Annotated in this window: 15 protein-coding genes; 6 read left to right on the top strand and 9 right to left on the bottom strand. The window is 69.5% G+C overall.

Annotated features, from left to right (window positions below; translation table 11 throughout):
• Nucleotides 1-35: 35 nt before the first annotated feature.
• On the bottom strand, nt 36-1253 hold the full coding sequence (locus ACFUUZ_RS30185; RefSeq protein ID WP_378702177.1) for an amidohydrolase family protein: 1218 nt from the start codon (nt 1251-1253) through the stop codon (nt 36-38).
• 134 nt (nt 1254-1387) lie between these two features.
• Here ACFUUZ_RS30185 and ACFUUZ_RS30180 point away from each other — a divergent pair, with 134 nt between their 5' ends.
• Nucleotides 1388-1789, top strand: coding sequence for a hypothetical protein (locus ACFUUZ_RS30180; RefSeq protein WP_378702175.1), 402 nt, complete (start codon nt 1388-1390; stop codon nt 1787-1789).
• Here the strand turns inward: ACFUUZ_RS30180 and ACFUUZ_RS30175 are convergent.
• Entirely contained in the window at nt 1786-2388 is a 603-nt protein-coding gene (locus ACFUUZ_RS30175) for a class I SAM-dependent methyltransferase (RefSeq protein WP_378702173.1), read from the bottom strand. The two genes, ACFUUZ_RS30180 and ACFUUZ_RS30175, sit on opposite strands and share 4 nt — an antisense overlap.
• Nucleotides 2389-2429: 41 nt before the next feature.
• Between ACFUUZ_RS30175 and ACFUUZ_RS30170 the strand changes: the two genes are divergently transcribed.
• Both ACFUUZ_RS30170 and ACFUUZ_RS30165 read left to right on the top strand, forming a co-directional pair.
• On the top strand, nt 2430-2588 hold the full coding sequence (locus ACFUUZ_RS30170) for a hypothetical protein (protein WP_378702171.1): 159 nt from the start codon (nt 2430-2432) through the stop codon (nt 2586-2588).
• Between the two features lie 151 nt (nt 2589-2739).
• Nucleotides 2740-3147 (top strand): VOC family protein, encoded by a 408-nt coding sequence (locus tag ACFUUZ_RS30165; RefSeq protein WP_378702169.1) that lies wholly within the window; start codon nt 2740-2742, stop codon nt 3145-3147.
• On the opposite strand, the gene ACFUUZ_RS30160 is transcribed toward ACFUUZ_RS30165, so the two are convergent.
• Nucleotides 3120-4133: a helix-turn-helix transcriptional regulator gene (locus ACFUUZ_RS30160; protein WP_378702167.1), complete on the bottom strand. Its 1014-nt coding sequence runs from the start codon at nt 4131-4133 to the stop codon at nt 3120-3122. The two genes, ACFUUZ_RS30165 and ACFUUZ_RS30160, sit on opposite strands and share 28 nt — an antisense overlap.
• 86 nt (nt 4134-4219) lie before the next feature.
• On the opposite strand from ACFUUZ_RS30160, the gene ACFUUZ_RS30155 reads away from it, so the two are divergent.
• Nucleotides 4220-5155 carry an alpha/beta fold hydrolase gene (locus tag ACFUUZ_RS30155; RefSeq protein WP_378702165.1) on the top strand — a complete coding sequence of 312 codons (936 nt, stop codon included), beginning with the start codon at nt 4220-4222 and terminating at the stop codon, nt 5153-5155.
• Here ACFUUZ_RS30155 and ACFUUZ_RS30150 read toward each other — a convergent pair.
• From ACFUUZ_RS30150 to ACFUUZ_RS30140, 3 genes are all read right to left on the bottom strand, one after another.
• Nucleotides 5139-6335, bottom strand: a complete 1197-nt coding sequence (locus tag ACFUUZ_RS30150) for a cupin domain-containing protein (RefSeq protein WP_378702163.1) — start codon at nt 6333-6335, stop codon at nt 5139-5141. The two genes, ACFUUZ_RS30155 and ACFUUZ_RS30150, sit on opposite strands and share 17 nt — an antisense overlap.
• A 4-nt stretch (nt 6336-6339) precedes the next feature.
• Nucleotides 6340-7161 (bottom strand): alpha/beta fold hydrolase, encoded by an 822-nt coding sequence (locus ACFUUZ_RS30145; protein ID WP_378702161.1) that lies wholly within the window; start codon nt 7159-7161, stop codon nt 6340-6342.
• A 165-nt stretch (nt 7162-7326) separates the two neighbouring features.
• Nucleotides 7327-9183 (bottom strand): GAF domain-containing protein, encoded by a 1857-nt coding sequence (locus ACFUUZ_RS30140; protein ID WP_378702159.1) that lies wholly within the window; start codon nt 9181-9183, stop codon nt 7327-7329.
• A gap of 34 nt (nt 9184-9217) precedes the next feature.
• Between ACFUUZ_RS30140 and ACFUUZ_RS30135 the strand changes: the two genes are divergently transcribed.
• Nucleotides 9218-9586: a response regulator gene (locus tag ACFUUZ_RS30135; protein ID WP_378702157.1), complete on the top strand. Its 369-nt coding sequence runs from the start codon at nt 9218-9220 to the stop codon at nt 9584-9586.
• A 7-nt stretch (nt 9587-9593) separates the two neighbouring features.
• Here ACFUUZ_RS30135 and ACFUUZ_RS30130 read toward each other — a convergent pair whose 3' ends face one another.
• On the bottom strand, nt 9594-10241 hold the full coding sequence (locus ACFUUZ_RS30130) for a response regulator (protein WP_378702155.1): 648 nt from the start codon (nt 10239-10241) through the stop codon (nt 9594-9596).
• 228 nt (nt 10242-10469) lie between these two features.
• Here ACFUUZ_RS30130 and ACFUUZ_RS30125 point away from each other — a divergent pair, with 228 nt between their 5' ends.
• On the top strand, nt 10470-11057 hold the full coding sequence (locus ACFUUZ_RS30125; protein ID WP_378702153.1) for an RDD family protein: 588 nt from the start codon (nt 10470-10472) through the stop codon (nt 11055-11057).
• 85 nt (nt 11058-11142) lie between these two features.
• Here ACFUUZ_RS30125 and glmS read toward each other — a convergent pair whose 3' ends face one another.
• Together glmS and ACFUUZ_RS30115 are read right to left on the bottom strand one after the other, a co-directional pair.
• Entirely contained in the window at nt 11143-12987 is a 1845-nt protein-coding gene (gene glmS, locus ACFUUZ_RS30120) for a glutamine--fructose-6-phosphate transaminase (isomerizing) (protein ID WP_378702151.1), read from the bottom strand.
• Between the two features lie 86 nt (nt 12988-13073).
• On the bottom strand, nt 13074-15017 hold the full coding sequence (locus ACFUUZ_RS30115; protein ID WP_378702149.1) for an aminotransferase class III-fold pyridoxal phosphate-dependent enzyme: 1944 nt from the start codon (nt 15015-15017) through the stop codon (nt 13074-13076).
• Nucleotides 15018-15236: the final 219 nt, after the last annotated feature.

Here is a 15236-nt window from a genome sequence, read left to right as displayed (position 1 = left end):
GCCCCGGTCCGGTGGACCGGGGCCGCTCTCGCCGGTCAGCTCGGCGAACCCGTGGGAACCCGCGACCCGAGCAGCTCGAGCGCGTTGTCCCGCATGACCCGCCGGGTGTCCTCGTAGGAGAACTCCGGGAACTGCGGGATGTCGGCGGTGAAGGTGGTGGGGTCGGCCAGCCCCTCACCGTGCGGCCAGTCCGAGCCGAAGAGCACCTTCTCCACGCCGATGGTCGCGGCCAGCAGCTTGACGTCGTCCTCGTAGTAGGGCGCGATCCAGACGTTGTTCTTCAGCTGCTCCACCGGGTCCTCCACGAAGTGGTAGGGCGCGGTGTTCGCGGCCTTCTTCAACCGCTTGATCAGCCGGTAGACGAAGTACGAGCCGTTCTCGATGCTGGCGACCTTGAGATTGGGGTGCCGAGTGAAGACCTGGTGCACGATCATCGAGGCCATGGTGTCGTGGATGGCGCGGTCGTCGAGCAGGATCTGATCGAGCGGGTCCTTCTTGCCGAACCCCTCGAAGGTCGGTTTGCCGCCCCACAGCGCCGCGATGGCGAGGTAGCCGCTGTCGGAGAGGTGGAACCCCACCGGCACCCCCGCCTCGGCCAGCCGCGCCCAGACCGGGTCGTGCAGCGGGTCGCCGAGCGAGCGCGGCTTGACCGCACCCGGCACCGGCGCCGGGCGGACCAGCACCATCTTCGCGCCACGCGCCAGCACGAACTCGACCTCGGCGACCGCGCCCTCGGGATCGGCGAGGGAGATGATCGGCGCGGAGATGATGCGGTGGTCCGGGCGGTCGAAACCCCAGTCCTCGTCCAGCCACAGGTTGAAGGCGTGCACCGAGGCCATGGTCGCCGGGATGTCGTGCTTGAGCGCCTCCTCCACGCCGCAGGCGAAGGTCGGCAGCATGAAGACGGTCTCCAGCTTCTGCCGGTCCAGCACCTTCACCCGCTCGTCGCGGTTCTGGTACTCGGGGTGGTCGGGCAGCCGGTCGAGCTTCATGAGCGAGCCCGGGTCCACCCCCTCCGGGATCTCGCCGCGGAACAGCAGGTCCAGGCAGCCGGGCTCGACGATGGGGTCGAAGGTCGGGTTGGGGACGAAGTGGTTGACCTTCTCGCCCATCACCGCCAGCGTGCGCCTGCCGCTGGTGACCATCTGTACGCCGCGGGTCCTGAACTCCTTGGGCAGGTGGCGGGTGAAGGCGTCGAGTGGTTCGTAGTAGTGGTTGTCCACGTCGATGGCCAGGTAGTCCAGCTTCGTCATGTCGCGTCCTTCCGCAGGTGGGCCGCCGATGTGCCAGTTCTACATACTGTATACCTTTCGGTAAAAATGGCGGCAAGTGCCGTGGCGCCGGAAAACGGATGGCCGGAGCGGACTCGCGGTGGCCACACTGAGGTATGCGACCGATCAACTCCAAGGCCTACCACCGCCCGTTCGTCGAGCTGCCGTGGCCCGATATCGCCGCCCGCTACCGGGAACTGGCGGCGCAGCGGCCTGCGATCCAGCACATGTCCGACATCATCGAGAGTGTTCTGGCCTGCGGCGCGGACCGGCAGCTCGCCGGGGTCGCGATCATGGACGGGCTCGCCGTGGCGGCGCGGCCGCTGCCGGAACCGCCCGTCGCGGAGATCGTCGTCCTGACCTCCGGCCGGGACGTCAGGTCCGGCACCGTCGTGATCGAGCACCGGTCCATCTCCGGCCACGACGACCGGATCGCCCGGCCGGTGGCCGAGGCGGTGCCGCTGTTCTGGCGATTCGTGATCGAAAAGTTCGGAATCGTGCCGGACCGGCCGGGCTAGGGGTGCGCTCGGGACAGGACGGCGACCAGGAATTCCGAGTCCGGGCCGAAGGGGCGCAGGTCCCAGGTCGAGAGCAGCAGGTCGGGGGAGAGGCCGCTCGCGGCGGCGTCGGCGAGGAAGTCGTCGAAGGCGTAGTTCCGGCCCGCGCCGAATCCGACGACCGCGCGCCCGCTCGGAGCCAGATGGCGGGCGAAACCGGCGAGCACCGCGGTCCTGGTCTGCGGCGCGACGAAGGTGAGCACATTGCCCGCGCACACGATGACGTCGAACTCGCCGGGCACGTCGAGTTCGGCCAGGTCGCCGACGAGCCAGGTCGGGCCGGGATGGTCGGCTTCGGCGGCGGCGATCAGCACCGGGTCCACATCCACGCCCACCACCGTGTGCCCGACGCTGTGCAGGTAGCCGCCGACCCTGCCCGGCCCGCAGCCCGCGTCCAGCACCCGGGACCCGCGCGGCAGCATGGCGTCGATCAGTCGCGCCTCACCGACGATGTCCTCGCCGCGCGCCGCCAGCTTGCGGAACCGCTCGATGTAGCGCGGGGAGTGGGTCGGGTCGGCGGCGGTGATCTCTTCCCACTTGCTCGGGATTCGCTGGTCCATGCTCCCAGTGTGTCCGCAAACCGCCACGGCATACTTGCCGGGTGCTGATCAGGGGAGCCCGCGCCGGCGATATGCCTGCCATCGCCTTCTACGAGCGCAACGGCGGCACCCGGACCGACACCCGCACCGCCCATTTCGAGCAGGGCTTCGATCTGCCCGAGTTTGAATACAGCCGGCCCGCCGGATTCCGGCTGCGCTGACGCCCTGCTACTGTCGACCCCGTGACTGCCGGGTCGGCTTCGTGCCGTGAGCGAGACGGGTTCCCGGCCGCCCCCTGACCCCGGGGTGGCCCCGCGGCCCACCGTGTTCCGTCGATATCCGCATCGATTATCAACGGAGCAAGGAGCTTTCATGTCACAACCCCGGGTCGAGGTGCGCTTCGACCACACCATCGTCGCCGCCAAGGACAAGCACGAGTCGGCGCGGTTCTTCGCCGAGGTCTTCGGGCTGCCCGAACCGCAGGAGTCCGGGTTCTTCGTCGAGGTCAGGCTGACCGACGGCCGGGTCTTCGACTTCGCCGAGCCACCCTTCGACTTCCCCGGCCAGCACTACGCCTTCCAGGTCGACGACGACACCTTCGACCGGGTCATGGCGCAGCTGCACGAGCGCGGCGTCACCTACTGGGCCGACCCGCGGATGAGCAGACCGGGGGAGATCAACACCAACCACGGCGGGCGCGGCGTGTACTTCGACGACCCGTCCGGGCATCACCTCGAAGCGCTCACCGCTCGCTACGAGGGGTATCCGGCCCTGAGCTGATCGGCGTGGCCGCGCCGGTCCGGCGCCGCCGCTGAGAGTCCGGCGCCGAGCCGGGCGACGATGTCGGCCAACTCGGCGGGCTCCAGCACGGTGACCGGCGCGGTGAGCGCGATGCGGGCAACGGCGACGGCGAGTTCGTCGAGATCGCCGCCGCCGATCAGGACCGTGCACGAATCCGCGGCCTGTTCGATCGGCGCGTGGGCGATCCCGCGGAGCGCCTGCTCGAGCGCGGCGAACCCGGCGCCCGCCGCCAGCTTCGCGGCCACGGGGCGGGGGAGTGATCCGAGCGAGCGGGCGAGGAAACGCACCGCGTCGCCGCCCGGGATCGGCCGGGGCGGGAAGCGGCTGCCGACGGCGCGGGGCCCGTGGATCCGGTCGAGGCGGAACGTGCGCCAGTCGTCGCGGTGCCGGTCCCAGGCCACGAGGTACCAGCGACGGCCCGCGGTCACCAGCTGGTGCGGCTGGACGAGCCGCGGGCTGTCGTGCCCGTCGCGCCTGCGGTAGCCGAAGCGCACGTCCTCGCGGTCCCGACACGCCGCGGCCAGCACCCCGAGCACCTCGGGGTCGACACGATCGGTCGACGGAGTCGCCCGGCGCAGCGAAGCGACGTTCGCGTGCAGCGCGGACACCCGACGCCGGAGCCGGTGCGGCAGGAGCTGCTCGATCTTCAGCAGCGCGTGCAGCGAGGTCTCCTCGAATCCGCCGATATCGGCCTCGGCGGCGTAGCGGAGGCCGACCGCCACCGCGACGGCTTCGTCGTCGTCGAGGATGAGCGGCGGCAGGTGCGCACCCGAGGCGAGCCGGTAGCCCCCGAACCTCCCGGTCGTGGCATCGACCGGGTAGCCGAGGTCGCGGAGCCGATCGATGTCGCGGCGCACGGTTCGCTCGGTGACCTCGAGGCGGTCGGCGAGCTCGGCGGCGCGCCACCAGCGGTGGGTCTGCAGGAGCGAGAGGAGGTGCAGGGCTCGGCCGGTGGGGTCGGTCATCTCCCCACTGTGCCGTCTGTTCCGGACCGATCGTGTCCGGAATGCGCCCTACCGTGCCTGCCGTACCCGAGAGAGAAGGAACGGCAATGGTCGAATTCCCCGAGCCCACCCGCATCCCGGTCAACGGCGTCGAACTCGAAGTCTTCGAGGCAGGCCCGGAGAACGCCGGGAAACCCATCGTGCTGTGCCACGGCTGGCCGGAGCACGCCTTCTCCTGGCGCCACCAGATGTCCGCGCTGGCCGCGGCCGGATACCACGTGATCGTGCCGAATCAGCGCGGGTACGGGAATTCGTCGCGGCCGGCCGAGGTGACGGCCTACGACATCGAACACCTGGCGGGTGACCTCGTCGGCCTGCTCGACCACTACGGGTACGACGACGCCACCTTCGCGGGCCAGGACTGGGGTGGAACCGTCGTGTGGGGGCTGGCGCTGCTGCATCCGCAGCGGGTGAACGGGGTGATCGCCCTGAGCGTTCCCTACCCCGAGCGCGGGGAGCGGCCGTGGGTCGAGTTCATCGAGGAGATTCTCGGCAGCGACTTCTACTACGTCCACTTCAACCGGCACCCCGGTGTTGCCGACGCCCTGCTCGACGCGAACACCGCCCGCTTCCTCCGCAATCTGTACCGGAAGAACGTGCCGGAGCCGAGCCCGGCGCTGCTCGACCTCCCCACGGCGGAGACCCCACTCGGTGAACCCCTCATGAGCGAGAACGAATTCGCCGTGTTCGTCGACGCTTTCGAGTCGTCGGGCTTCACCGGCGGCATCAACTGGTACCGCAATGCCAACCGCAACTGGCACCTGCTGGCGGACGTGGACCCGATCGTCCGGCAGCCCGCGCTCATGATCTACGCCGCGCGAGACGTGGTCCCGCGCGGCGTGAATCTGACGGAGTTCGTGCCGGAGGTGGAGGTGGTCGAGGTGGATTGCGGCCACTGGATCCAGCAGGAGAAGCCGGCGGAGACGAACCGGGCGATCCTGGAATGGCTCGCCCGGGACGCCTTGCCTACCGCAGGGGAGTGATGCCCTGGGTGCCGCGGGGGAACGAGGCCAGGGTCGCCTCGTCGATGTTCAGGTGCTGCGACAGCAGGGCCGGTGGGACGTGGCTCAGCCACTGCGCCAGCGACACCTCCTCGTATCGGTCGGCGCGGAACACCTCGAGGAACTGCAGCACGTCGTCGCCGGTGTTCTCGACGTAGTGCCCGTAGTTCCGGCGCACCACGCCGACATCGCCGGGTCGGAAGTCGGTGGTGTTGGCGTGCGGGCCGTTGTTGAACACCGTCATGCGCGCGGAGCCGCGCAGGTAGTACTGCCACTCGTCGGCATTGGGGTGCCAGTGCAGCTCCCGCATCGAACCGGGCTCGACGGTGACCAGCGTGGCGGCGACGGAGTTCGACAGCGGGAAGTTGGTGCTGTCGGCGATCTGGATACTGCCGCCGGAGTTCTGGATCAGCGGCTTGGAGCGGGAGAGCCGGAAGATGATCGGCTCGCTCGCGCCCCACTCGACCCCGGCCGCCTCCTGGTCGGCGGCGAGGTCGCCGGGCTCCTCGCCGGGAAAGATCCACAGGTTGTGCAGCGGGATGTCGGCGAACACCTCCCGGGCGACGCCGAAGTTCTTGGCCAGCACCTCCGGCGGGGTGTGCGCGAACCAGTCGGTGAGCAGCAGGGTGTTGCTCTCGGACTGGTCGCCGTTGTCGAAGGCGAGCACGAACTCCGCGCCGTCGGGGCCGAGGCCCTGCAGCGAGTGCGGGGTGCCCGCGGGGAAGAACCACAGGTCCCCGGCCTCGACGTCTTCGACGCTCGGCATGCCGGTCCGGCTCAGCGTGGTGACCCGGCACCGGCCGCGGGTCATGACCGCCCACTCCGCGGTCTGGTGCCAGTGCAGCTCGCGGATGCCGCCGGGCTCCAGGTACATGTTCACGCCCGCGATCTCGTCGGAGATGGCGAAGTCCTGCTCGGTGACCTCGCGGGCCCAACCCCCGGCCTGGATGCGCCGGGACGAGATGTTGAACGAGGACCAGAAGAACGGCTGGGTGCTGACGTCGGTGGCGGGCGGGTCCATCTGGTTCGGGAACTGGCCGTCGATCGCGGGGTTGCGCGGCCCGCGCAGCTCCAGGCTGCGCGGGTGCCCGATGGTATTGATCGACCCCTCCGGCGGCAGATCGGGGTTGCCGAGGGTGGGGGTCTCGTGATGGGCGGTCACGAGGTCACTCGGCGATGAAGGCGAGGATGTCGGCGTCGAGCGCCTTCTGGTACTCGCCGTAGATGCCGTGCGGCGCGCCCGGGTAGACCTTCAGCGTGGCGTTGCGGGCCAGCTTCACCGACTTCTCCGCGGCGGCCGCGATCGGCACGATCTGGTCGTCGCCGCCGTGCGCGATCAGCATCGGCACCTCGATGGCCTGCAGGTCGGCGGTCTGGTCGGTTTCGGAGAAGGCCTTGACGCAGTCGTAGGCGGCGGAGAGGTTGACCAGCATGCCCTGGCGCCAGAAGTCGTCCTTGGCGCCCTGGGAGACCTGCGCGCCTTCGCGGTTGGCGCCGAAGAAGGTCTCGGCGAGGTCCCGGTAGAACTGCGAGCGGTCGTTCAGCACGCCCGCGCGGATGCCGTCGAAGACCTCGATCGGGGTGCCCTCCGGGTTGTCCGGGGTCTGCACCATGAGCGGCGGCACCGCGCCCGCGGTGATGACCTTCGCGACCCGATCGCCGCCGTGCTGCGCGGCGTAGCGCACGACCTCGCCGCCGCCGGTGGAGTGCCCGATCAGCACCAGGTCGCGCAGGTCCAGCGCCTCGACCAGGGCGGCGAGGTCGGCGGCGTAGGTGTCCATGTCGTTGCCGGTGCCGGTCTTGGCGGAGCGGCCGTGGCCGCGGCGGTCGTGGGCGATGGCCCGGTAGCCCGCGTCGGCGAGCAGCTTGAGCTCGAGCTGCCAGGCGTCGGAGGAGAGCGGCCAGCCGTGGCTGAGCAGCACCGGCTGCCCGGTGCCCTGCTCGGTGTAGTAGATCTCGGTTCCGTCGGCGGTGGTGATGTACGGCATGGCGTCCTCCTGAGCGGGTGGTGCTTCGGTGTGCTCAAGACTCGTCCGTGCCGGGCGCGGTGTCGTCGCTGCTGACGCCCATTCCGGCCGGGGGCTGGCCGGTGCCGGGAGTTTCCGGCTAGCCGGTATTGCCTGCGTCCCGAGACGGCGCGGGCGCGCTGCCGGTCAGCCGGTCCGGGCCGCGGTGGGAATCCGGGCGCGCACCGTTGTGCCTCGGCCCGCCGGGCTCACGACGGTGAACTCGCCCTCCACCGCCTCCACCCGGTCGCGCAGCCCGACCAGGCCCGACCCCTGCTCGGCGCGGGCACCGCCGATCCCGTCGTCGGCGACCGAGAGCAGCAGTTCGTCGCCGTCGAGGTGCGCGGCGATCAGCACCTCGGTGGCCCGCGCGTACTTGGTGGTGTTGGTCAGCGCCTCGGCGACCACGTAGTAGGCGGTCACCTCGACCGGCTCCGGCAGCCGCCCCGGCACCTCGACCCGCAGCGATACCGGGACCCGGGAGCGGCGGGCCAGGGTCTTGAGCGCGGGGCCGAGCCCGCCGCGGGAGAGGATCGCCGGGTGGATGCCGCGGGAGAGCTCCTGCAGGTCGGCGTGGAGGTGGGTCACCGAGTCCACCAGGGCGTCGAGCCGGCTCCGGAGCGCGGGCTGGTCGTCGGGGATCGTCGCCTGGGCCGCGCGCAGGTCGAGGCCGAGGACGACGATGCGCTGCTGCGCGCCGTCGTGCAGGTCCCGCTCGATAGCGCGCCTGGCCTGGTCGGCGGCGGCGATGACGCGGGCGCGGGACCGAGTCAGCGCCGCCCTCGACTCGCTGTTGTAGACGGCGGTCGCCACCAGGTCGGCGAAGTCGGCGAGGCGCAGGGACAGCCCCTCGGGGGCGGCGCGCTCGGTCACGCCCGCGACGATGGCGCCCCACGGCCTGCCCTCGACGGTGATCGGGACCCCGATACCGCTGCGGATCCCCCGCGCGCGCAGCCGCCCGGCGATGGGGCCGGTGGCGTCCGCGTAGTCCAGGACCGCGGGCGCGCCGGTCTCGGCGACCAGGGTCGAGACATTGGTGCCGCCGAGCGGCAGCCGCTCGCCGACGGTCAGCGCGTAACTCCCCGACCCCACCGCGGTGTCGTCGCGCGCGGCGAGCACCTCGCAGCTGCCCTCCGGGTGGAACCGCACCAGCGTGACGTGCTCGACCCCGAGTTCGTCGGCGAGCTCGGCGGCGACCGCGGGGAACACCGCGGCGGGGTCCGCGCGGGCGGCGACCAGGGTGGCGACCCGGCGCAGCGCGGCCTGCTGCCGCCCGAGCGCCTCGGTGCGGGCGTAGAGCTGCTGGCGGTCGTGCGCGGCGGCCAGCAGCGCCTCCAGGTTGGGGACCATGCGCTCGACCCGACGGCGGTCGGCGTCGGGCAGGTCGGCGGGGACGACCAGGACCGCGTCCTGGCGGTCGTCGTCGAAGAGGGGGATGCGGTGTGGCCCCGCCGCGGCGCCCGGCTCGGCGAGCGTGACCCCCGGCGGCGGCAGCTCCAGCATCTCGGAGAGCCGCGTGCTCGCCGCCGCGAGCGCGGTGGACCGGTCGGGGGCGCGCAGCACCGTGCGCGCCAGCGCCGCCGACAGGTCGGCCTCGCGCCTGCGCTGGTCGGAGTCGAGCGCGCGGATGCGGGACTGCCCGACCAGCAGGTTCGCCAGCAGCGCGAGGACGAGGAAGACCACCACCGCGGGCACGAAGGTGCTCTCCGCACTGCTCTCCACCATGTGGAACCAGGTGTAGGCGCCCGCGCTCGCCACCGAGGTCGCCACCGCCAGCCGGACGTCCCAGCCCGCCGAGATCACCAGCACGCCGAACAGGAACACCGCGCCGAACGCGTTCTCCGGGAAGACCTGCTTGAGCAGGTGCACGATGCCGAACTCGACCGCGATCAGCAGCACCGCGGTGAGCACGCCCCAGCGCAGCGGCGGCGCCGTCGGCCGCAGCACCACGGCGGCCGCGCGCTCCCACCGCGAACCACGGTCGATATTCCGGCTAGCGGGCATGCCCCGGCCTGCGCTTTCTGACACCCTCGACAGTGTGAACGACCCCTACCCCGAGCGCTGCCTGATAGTGGACGACAACCCCGCGTTCTGCGCCACCGCGCGCACCGTGCTGGAGGCGGGCGGGATCGAGGTGGTCGGAACGGCGGCGAGTCTGCGGGACGCGGTGGCGGTGCTGCGGGCCGCGCGCCCCGACCTCGCACTGGTCGACATCGACCTCGGCGCGGAGAGCGGGTTCGACGTGGTCGAGGCGCTGCACGCCGAGCCGGTCGAGCCGCTCGCCATCGTGCTCATGTCCACCCACGACGAGCTGGAGTTCGCCGATCTGATCGAGGCGAGTTCGGCGCGCGGCTTCGTGCCCAAGTTCGCGTTCTCCGCCGAGCTCATCCGCGGGCTGGTCGGCTGAGTGGCCGTCAGGCGGTGGCATCGAGGTAGATGATCACCGCGCGGACCCGGCGGTGATCGTCGGGGGTCTCGGTGAGGTCGAGCTTGGTCAGGATGCTGCGCACGTGCTTCTCCACCGTGCCCTCGCTGATCCACAGCCGCCTGCCGATGCCGGAGTTCGACAGCCCCTCGGCCATCAGCGTCAGCACCTCGCGCTCGCGCGCGCTGAGCGCCGCCAGCGGGTCGTCCCTGCGCCGGGCCGCGACGAGCTCCTGCACCAGGGCCGGATCGATCACCGATGCGCCGCCCGCGATCCGGTGCACGGTGTCGACGAACTCGTCGACGTCGGTGACCCGGCTCTTGAGCAGGTAGCCGATGCCCTTTCCGCCGTCGAGCAGGTCGAGGGCGTGGTCGACGTCCACGTGGGCGGAGAGCACGAGGATCGCGGTCTCGGGGAACTCCCTGCGGATGCGCAGGGCGGCGTCCAGGCCCTCGGTGGTGTGCGTGGGGGGCATGCGGATGTCGACCAGGGCGAGGTCGGGGCGGTGCTCCGCGACGACGGCGAGGAGCTGCTCGGCGTCGCCCGCCTGACCGATCACCGCCAGGCCCGCGGTGCTGAGCAGGCTCGCCAGGCCCGCGCGCAGCAGGACGTCGTCGTCGGCGAGTGCGACGCGCATCAGCTCCGCGCTTCCGGTGGCTGGATCATCCTCGGCTCCTCCTGTGCTCTGCGCCTGCAGGGCGTCTGGCCAGCACTGTAGCGAGCCGCGGGGCTGTCCGCTGCGCGCAGGATTGCGCCCCCGTTCGGCTATCGGCCGTTCGGCCGACACCGCTGCTGGGAACCAGTCGGCATACTTGTCGACTGCCGAATGCTCGGAACCGCAGCGCCACCGACCCGGAAAGGTTTCATGAACTACGAACCTGCCCCGTTCCTACGGCGCCTCGCCGCCAGGATCCTCGATCTCGCCTTCTGTCTGGTCCTCACCTTCGCGGTGGCGATACCGGTGGGTCTGGTCATCATTCCAGCGGCAGCTGCCACCGGCGGGACCTTCAAGGATGTTGTGCTCACTCTCGGTGCTTGGGGCTGCTACTTCATCGCCTACGTGGGGCTCGAGGTGTTCCTGCTGATGCGCCGTGGCGGCCAGACGCTGGGCAAGGGGCTGCTGGGATTGCGGGTCGTGCCCGCAGGGGAGTGGGCTCGGCCGCGGCTGGCCCCTGGACCGGCGACCATCCGCATGCTGATCATCTTCCTCCCGTTCGTCTTCATGTCGCTGTCCGGCTCCTACCCGGAGTCGGGGATCCTCGATGCGGTCGCCCTGGCGGGGTTCTTCGTGTCGCTTGTCAGCCTGGTTCTCGCAATGCTCCCCGGTCGGCGCCGTGCCGCGCACGACCTGGCCGCGGGCAGTCGCGTGATACGGGCACCGCGGCGAAAGATCGAGCTCAAGAAGGATCTGCTGATGACACTTCCCGGCCGAGTGGACCTGAGCAAACATTGATGAATGCCGTGCCCCGACTCGAGTCGTGCGGCCGGGCCGAAACCTCGCGACAAGTCGGTCACGTCGCGAGGAATCGAATTATCGATCAGCGAACGGTGACCGATTTCGCCAGAGCGCGAGGTTTGTCGATTTCGCGCCCGAGGTCGAGTGCGCAGTAGTAGGCGAGCAACTGCCCGGCGATCAAATGCAAGGTGAGATCGGCGGCTGAATTACCGATCATCGGCAGCGGAAGATATTCAACGAACCCCCTGCGGTCGTCGAGATCGATATCGGCGGGACCGATGCCGATGACCGGTCCGCTGCGTGCGGTGATTTCACTGACCGCTGCCATGGTGGCCGCGTATTCGCCAGGCGAATTATTTCGCGACGGCACGAAAGCCACGGTGAAGAAGCTGGGGTGAATCAGGCTGATGGTCCCGTGTTTGAAGAAACCGGCGGCCATTCCCTCGGCGTGGGTGTAGGAGACTTCCTTGAACTTCAACGCCGACTCACAGGCGGCCGGATAGGACAGGCCGCGGCCGATGAAGAACCAGTCGTCGACCTGGGAGTACTTGGACGCGATGACCTGTACCGCCAGGGCGGAGTCGGCGATGAATTCTTGCGCGATCGTGGGCAATGCCGCCAGTGCATCGATGTTCGCCGCGTAGGCGGCGCTGTCGAGCGCACCGTCCGCTCGGCCCGCCTCCAGTGCGAGCCGGGTGAGTACGACGACTTGGCTGATGATGCTCTTGGTGGAAAGCACGCAGATCTCGGTGCCCGAACCCTGCTGCAGTCGGTGCGTGGCCAAGCGCTCCTGCGTGCTGTTGGGTACGTTGCACACCGAGGTCAGCGTGGCTCCCGCCTGCACGGCGTTGCGGCAGATCTCCAGCGTGTCGAATGTTTCTCCGGACTGGGAGATGGCGATCACCGCCTCGCCCGCGCGTGGAAGCGCGAGATAGCCGGCCTCGTCGGACGGCAGCGCTGTCGAGCGCAGGCCTGCCAGTTCGGCGAGCAGGTACTGGCCCATCTGCGCGACGTAGTAGGCGCTGCCCGCGCCCGCCAGAATTATGGGGCTGCCGTCCGTTGGAACAGCGCAGTCGAATCGCTCGCGGGGCATGGCCAGGACGGTGGCGATCGCCTCGGGGACGTCGTGGATCTCCTTGATCATCCAGTGCGGGAAATCGCCGCGATTCGCCCGGGTGTTGCCGGTGTCGATGGTGGTCCCGGCGCGCTGCACCGGCTGCGGACGACCTCGGTTGTCGGTCGCCCAGAGTTGCACTCCGGTCGGTCGCACAGCGACGACGTCGCCGTCTTCGAGAAACTGGACGGTGTCGCTGACCTCGGTCAATGCGAGCTGATCGCTCGCGAGCACGCCACAGTCACCAGCATGCGCGACGACCAGCGGGCTCTTGTGTTTGGCGCCCCACACCGTGGTCGGATCCGCTGTGCAGACGATTCCGAGCGCGTATTCCCCGTCCAGGCGCGCCGTCACCGCCATGATCGCCTCGAGCACGGTGGTGCCTGCCGCGAGCTGCTGTGCTATCAGGTGAGCGGCCACCTCGGAGTCCGTGGCCGAAGTGAAGAGAATGTCCGCTGCTTCGAGTTCGCGCCGCAGCGCGGCGTGATTCTCGATGACGCCGTTGTGGACGACGGCGACGCGCCGGTCGAAGGACAGGTGCGGGTGTGCATTGCGCTGCTCCACGCCGCCGTGGGTCGCCCACCGGGTGTGCCCGATGGCCAGTGTCGCCTCCGGTAGCCGATCGAAACGGCCGGCCAGAAGAGCCTGTCCGATGGAACCGGTATCTTTCTCCGCTCCGAGCGCACCGCTGTCGGTGTCGAGCCACGCCAAACCCCAGGAGTCATATCCCCGGTATTCGAGCGTGCCGACGCACTCGGCAGTGCGTCTGGTGATGTCGGCGCAAACAGCGGTCATTCCTACAATTCCGCACATTTCTAAATCGTTCCTCCTGGTTTGTTTATTCGATCGCAGGGACAATGCGCGTCACACTATCCGTCCGATCGCCCAGGAGGAAACTCCTACGGGGATGTGGCCGATAGTCGGTCCAGAACTGGACCGACAACGGTGCGGTAAGCATCGGTGGAGTCCGACCCGGCATGCACCGGCCGCGCAGGATCGAGATACCACTGTGCCAACCGGAAGAATTCCATGCGGCTCCGCACCGACCCATGCCGTGCGGCCACACCATCGACGAGGCGCCCCTGTACATCGTGGCGAGCCGGATTGTTCGCGGGTATGGCGACCAGCGTCTGTAACACGGCGAAAGCTTCCTCGAACAGCATCGCCTCGTGCGCGGGGCCGTCGTAGCCGAGGTCGAAGTCGATCAGGGTCAGCCCCGCGCCATGGGCGATGGCGTTGCCCGGCCACCGATCGCCGATCACGAGGTTGTGGTCGTGCGCTCGGCAGATCAGCTCCTGATGACGCAGCGCCAGAGCGTTGAGCACTGCGGGGTCGGTTGTCGGGTCCTCGAGTACCTTCCGCAGGGACCGACCCGGCAGGTACGCGTACTCGATCGCCTCTTCGCTATCGGCCGCGGGATAGATCACCGCGGAGGGAACGCCGATCTCCTGCAGGCGGTGTGTCAGTTCTCGCTGGGCGGCCGCACCGCGGCTCGCGATGCGCAGCTGAACCGGGGCGGCGCGCAGCAGCGCGGCGACGTAGTCCTCGTTCGGGTTCGGGGTGATCGGTTTACGCAGTACCGTTCCGGCACGGTGCCGATTCGTCCGCGCTGTGTGTGCAGGCACGAACGCGGCGAGCCGCTCGAGCTCGTCGGAGGCCAGCTTCGCGATGAGCTCGAGGCAGGTCCGCAGCTCGGTTTCGGCGAGCACAAGAGGCGCTTTGACGAGCAATCGGCGTCCATGGTCGTTGGGCCGGACGAGCAAGCCGTTCTCGGCGCAGGCCGAACTCGTGCGGGTCACCCAGGCTTCGCGAAGCCGGTCCCGGGCGGGGGTGAGCGACGCGATCAGCCCGAGCCGGCGCACCTCGAACCGCTCGTCGAAGATCTCAGCCAGCATGGCCGCGAACGCATGCTCCCGGGCAGCCCATTGATCGCGCGATTCGACGAGCACCTCGAGGCCCGCGAGGGCCGCCGCGCAGGAAACCGGATGTCCACCGTAGGTGAACTCCGCGTCGTTGTACTGCACAACCGCAGCCAGATCACGCCGGGCCAGGACGGCAGCGAGTGGATAGCCGGACGAGAACGCCTTCCCGAGGCAGATCATGTCGGGGAAGACCCCGGTCGCTTCGCTCACGAACAGATGCTTGCCGAGCCAACCGAAGGTCTGGATCTCGTCGAAGATCAGCAGCACACCCGCTGCGGTGCAGGCTCGCCGCAGCTCGGCCAGGTCGTCGCCGATGTCCCGGGCCGCGAGACCGTTCGACACCAGCGCCGGGTCCAGGATCGCTGCCGCGAGATCGCCGCGGGAGTGCACCAGCCGAGTCAGTGCCGAGATGGTCGGCGCTTCGGCGAAGGCCGCAGCCGAGTCATCGGCCACCAGTCGTCCGGCGTGGCTGTCGGCCAGCCCGAGTGTGAGATGCGTTTCTCCATGCCAGGCACCCGGCAGGCAGGCGATTCGCTGCCGCCGCGTGTGCAGTCTGGCGAGTTTGACCGCTGTCTCCACGGCGTCGGATCCGTCTGCCAGCTTCAGCGCGACCGCGTCCAGTCCGGTCGGCGCCAGTTCGGCGATCCGCTGGGAGAGCAGGAAGAAGGGCAGGGTACCGAACCGTGAGGACGCGAACGCCACCTGCTTGGCCTGCACCTCCACCGCCGCGACGATCGCGGGGTGGCCGTGTCCGAGCGCCAAGTTCATCGTCTGTGATGACAAGTCGACGAAGCGCCTGCCGTCGGCCACGGTGAAGTATGCGCCCTTGGCATGCACGATCGGTGGATAGTGCGGATGCAGCGCGGCCATCACCACGGAACGCTGCGGGGCGGTAGTGACTTCGGATCCGATGGTGTGCATCGCGGATCACCAACTCCTGATTGATTCGCCGAAAAGTCGGCATGGTGAGCTTCTTCGACGAGGAGACCCGAACACCCGGAGCGCTCCTCGTCCGTCCTGCTGAGCGATGGGCTCGCATGGCAGGTGAGGTTCCCCCGCTTTGTTGGAGGGCGGGGATATCAGGTTCCGGCGGGGACCGGGTGATGGTAGATGGCTTCGAACTCGTCGGGTGATCGCCAG

This window comes from Nocardia sp. NPDC057353, from assembly GCF_042667085.1.
In the GTDB taxonomy this organism is placed as follows: Bacteria; Actinomycetota; Actinomycetes; order Mycobacteriales; family Mycobacteriaceae; genus Nocardia.
The sequence above is the reverse complement of the archived record's forward strand: the minus strand, read 5'-3'. Positions and strand labels throughout refer to the sequence as shown.

Coding starts and splice junctions, on each gene's coding strand:
- ACFUUZ_RS30140 (WP_378702159.1), bottom strand. CDS start 9,183: ATGCCCGCTAGCCGGAATATCGACCGTGGTTCGCGGTGGGAGCGCGCG.
- ACFUUZ_RS30180 (WP_378702175.1), top strand. CDS start 1,388: ATGCGACCGATCAACTCCAAGGCCTACCACCGCCCGTTCGTCGAGCTG.
- ACFUUZ_RS30160 (WP_378702167.1), bottom strand. CDS start 4,133: ATGACCGACCCCACCGGCCGAGCCCTGCACCTCCTCTCGCTCCTGCAG.
- ACFUUZ_RS30185 (WP_378702177.1), bottom strand. CDS start 1,253: ATGACGAAGCTGGACTACCTGGCCATCGACGTGGACAACCACTACTAC.
- ACFUUZ_RS30175 (WP_378702173.1), bottom strand. CDS start 2,388: ATGGACCAGCGAATCCCGAGCAAGTGGGAAGAGATCACCGCCGCCGAC.
- glmS (WP_378702151.1), bottom strand. CDS start 12,987: ATGTGCGGAATTGTAGGAATGACCGCTGTTTGCGCCGACATCACCAGA.
- ACFUUZ_RS30165 (WP_378702169.1), top strand. CDS start 2,740: ATGTCACAACCCCGGGTCGAGGTGCGCTTCGACCACACCATCGTCGCC.
- ACFUUZ_RS30145 (WP_378702161.1), bottom strand. CDS start 7,161: ATGCCGTACATCACCACCGCCGACGGAACCGAGATCTACTACACCGAG.
- ACFUUZ_RS30115 (WP_378702149.1), bottom strand. CDS start 15,017: ATGCACACCATCGGATCCGAAGTCACTACCGCCCCGCAGCGTTCCGTG.
- ACFUUZ_RS30125 (WP_378702153.1), top strand. CDS start 10,470: ATGAACTACGAACCTGCCCCGTTCCTACGGCGCCTCGCCGCCAGGATC.
- ACFUUZ_RS30155 (WP_378702165.1), top strand. CDS start 4,220: ATGGTCGAATTCCCCGAGCCCACCCGCATCCCGGTCAACGGCGTCGAA.
- ACFUUZ_RS30130 (WP_378702155.1), bottom strand. CDS start 10,241: ATGCGCGTCGCACTCGCCGACGACGACGTCCTGCTGCGCGCGGGCCTG.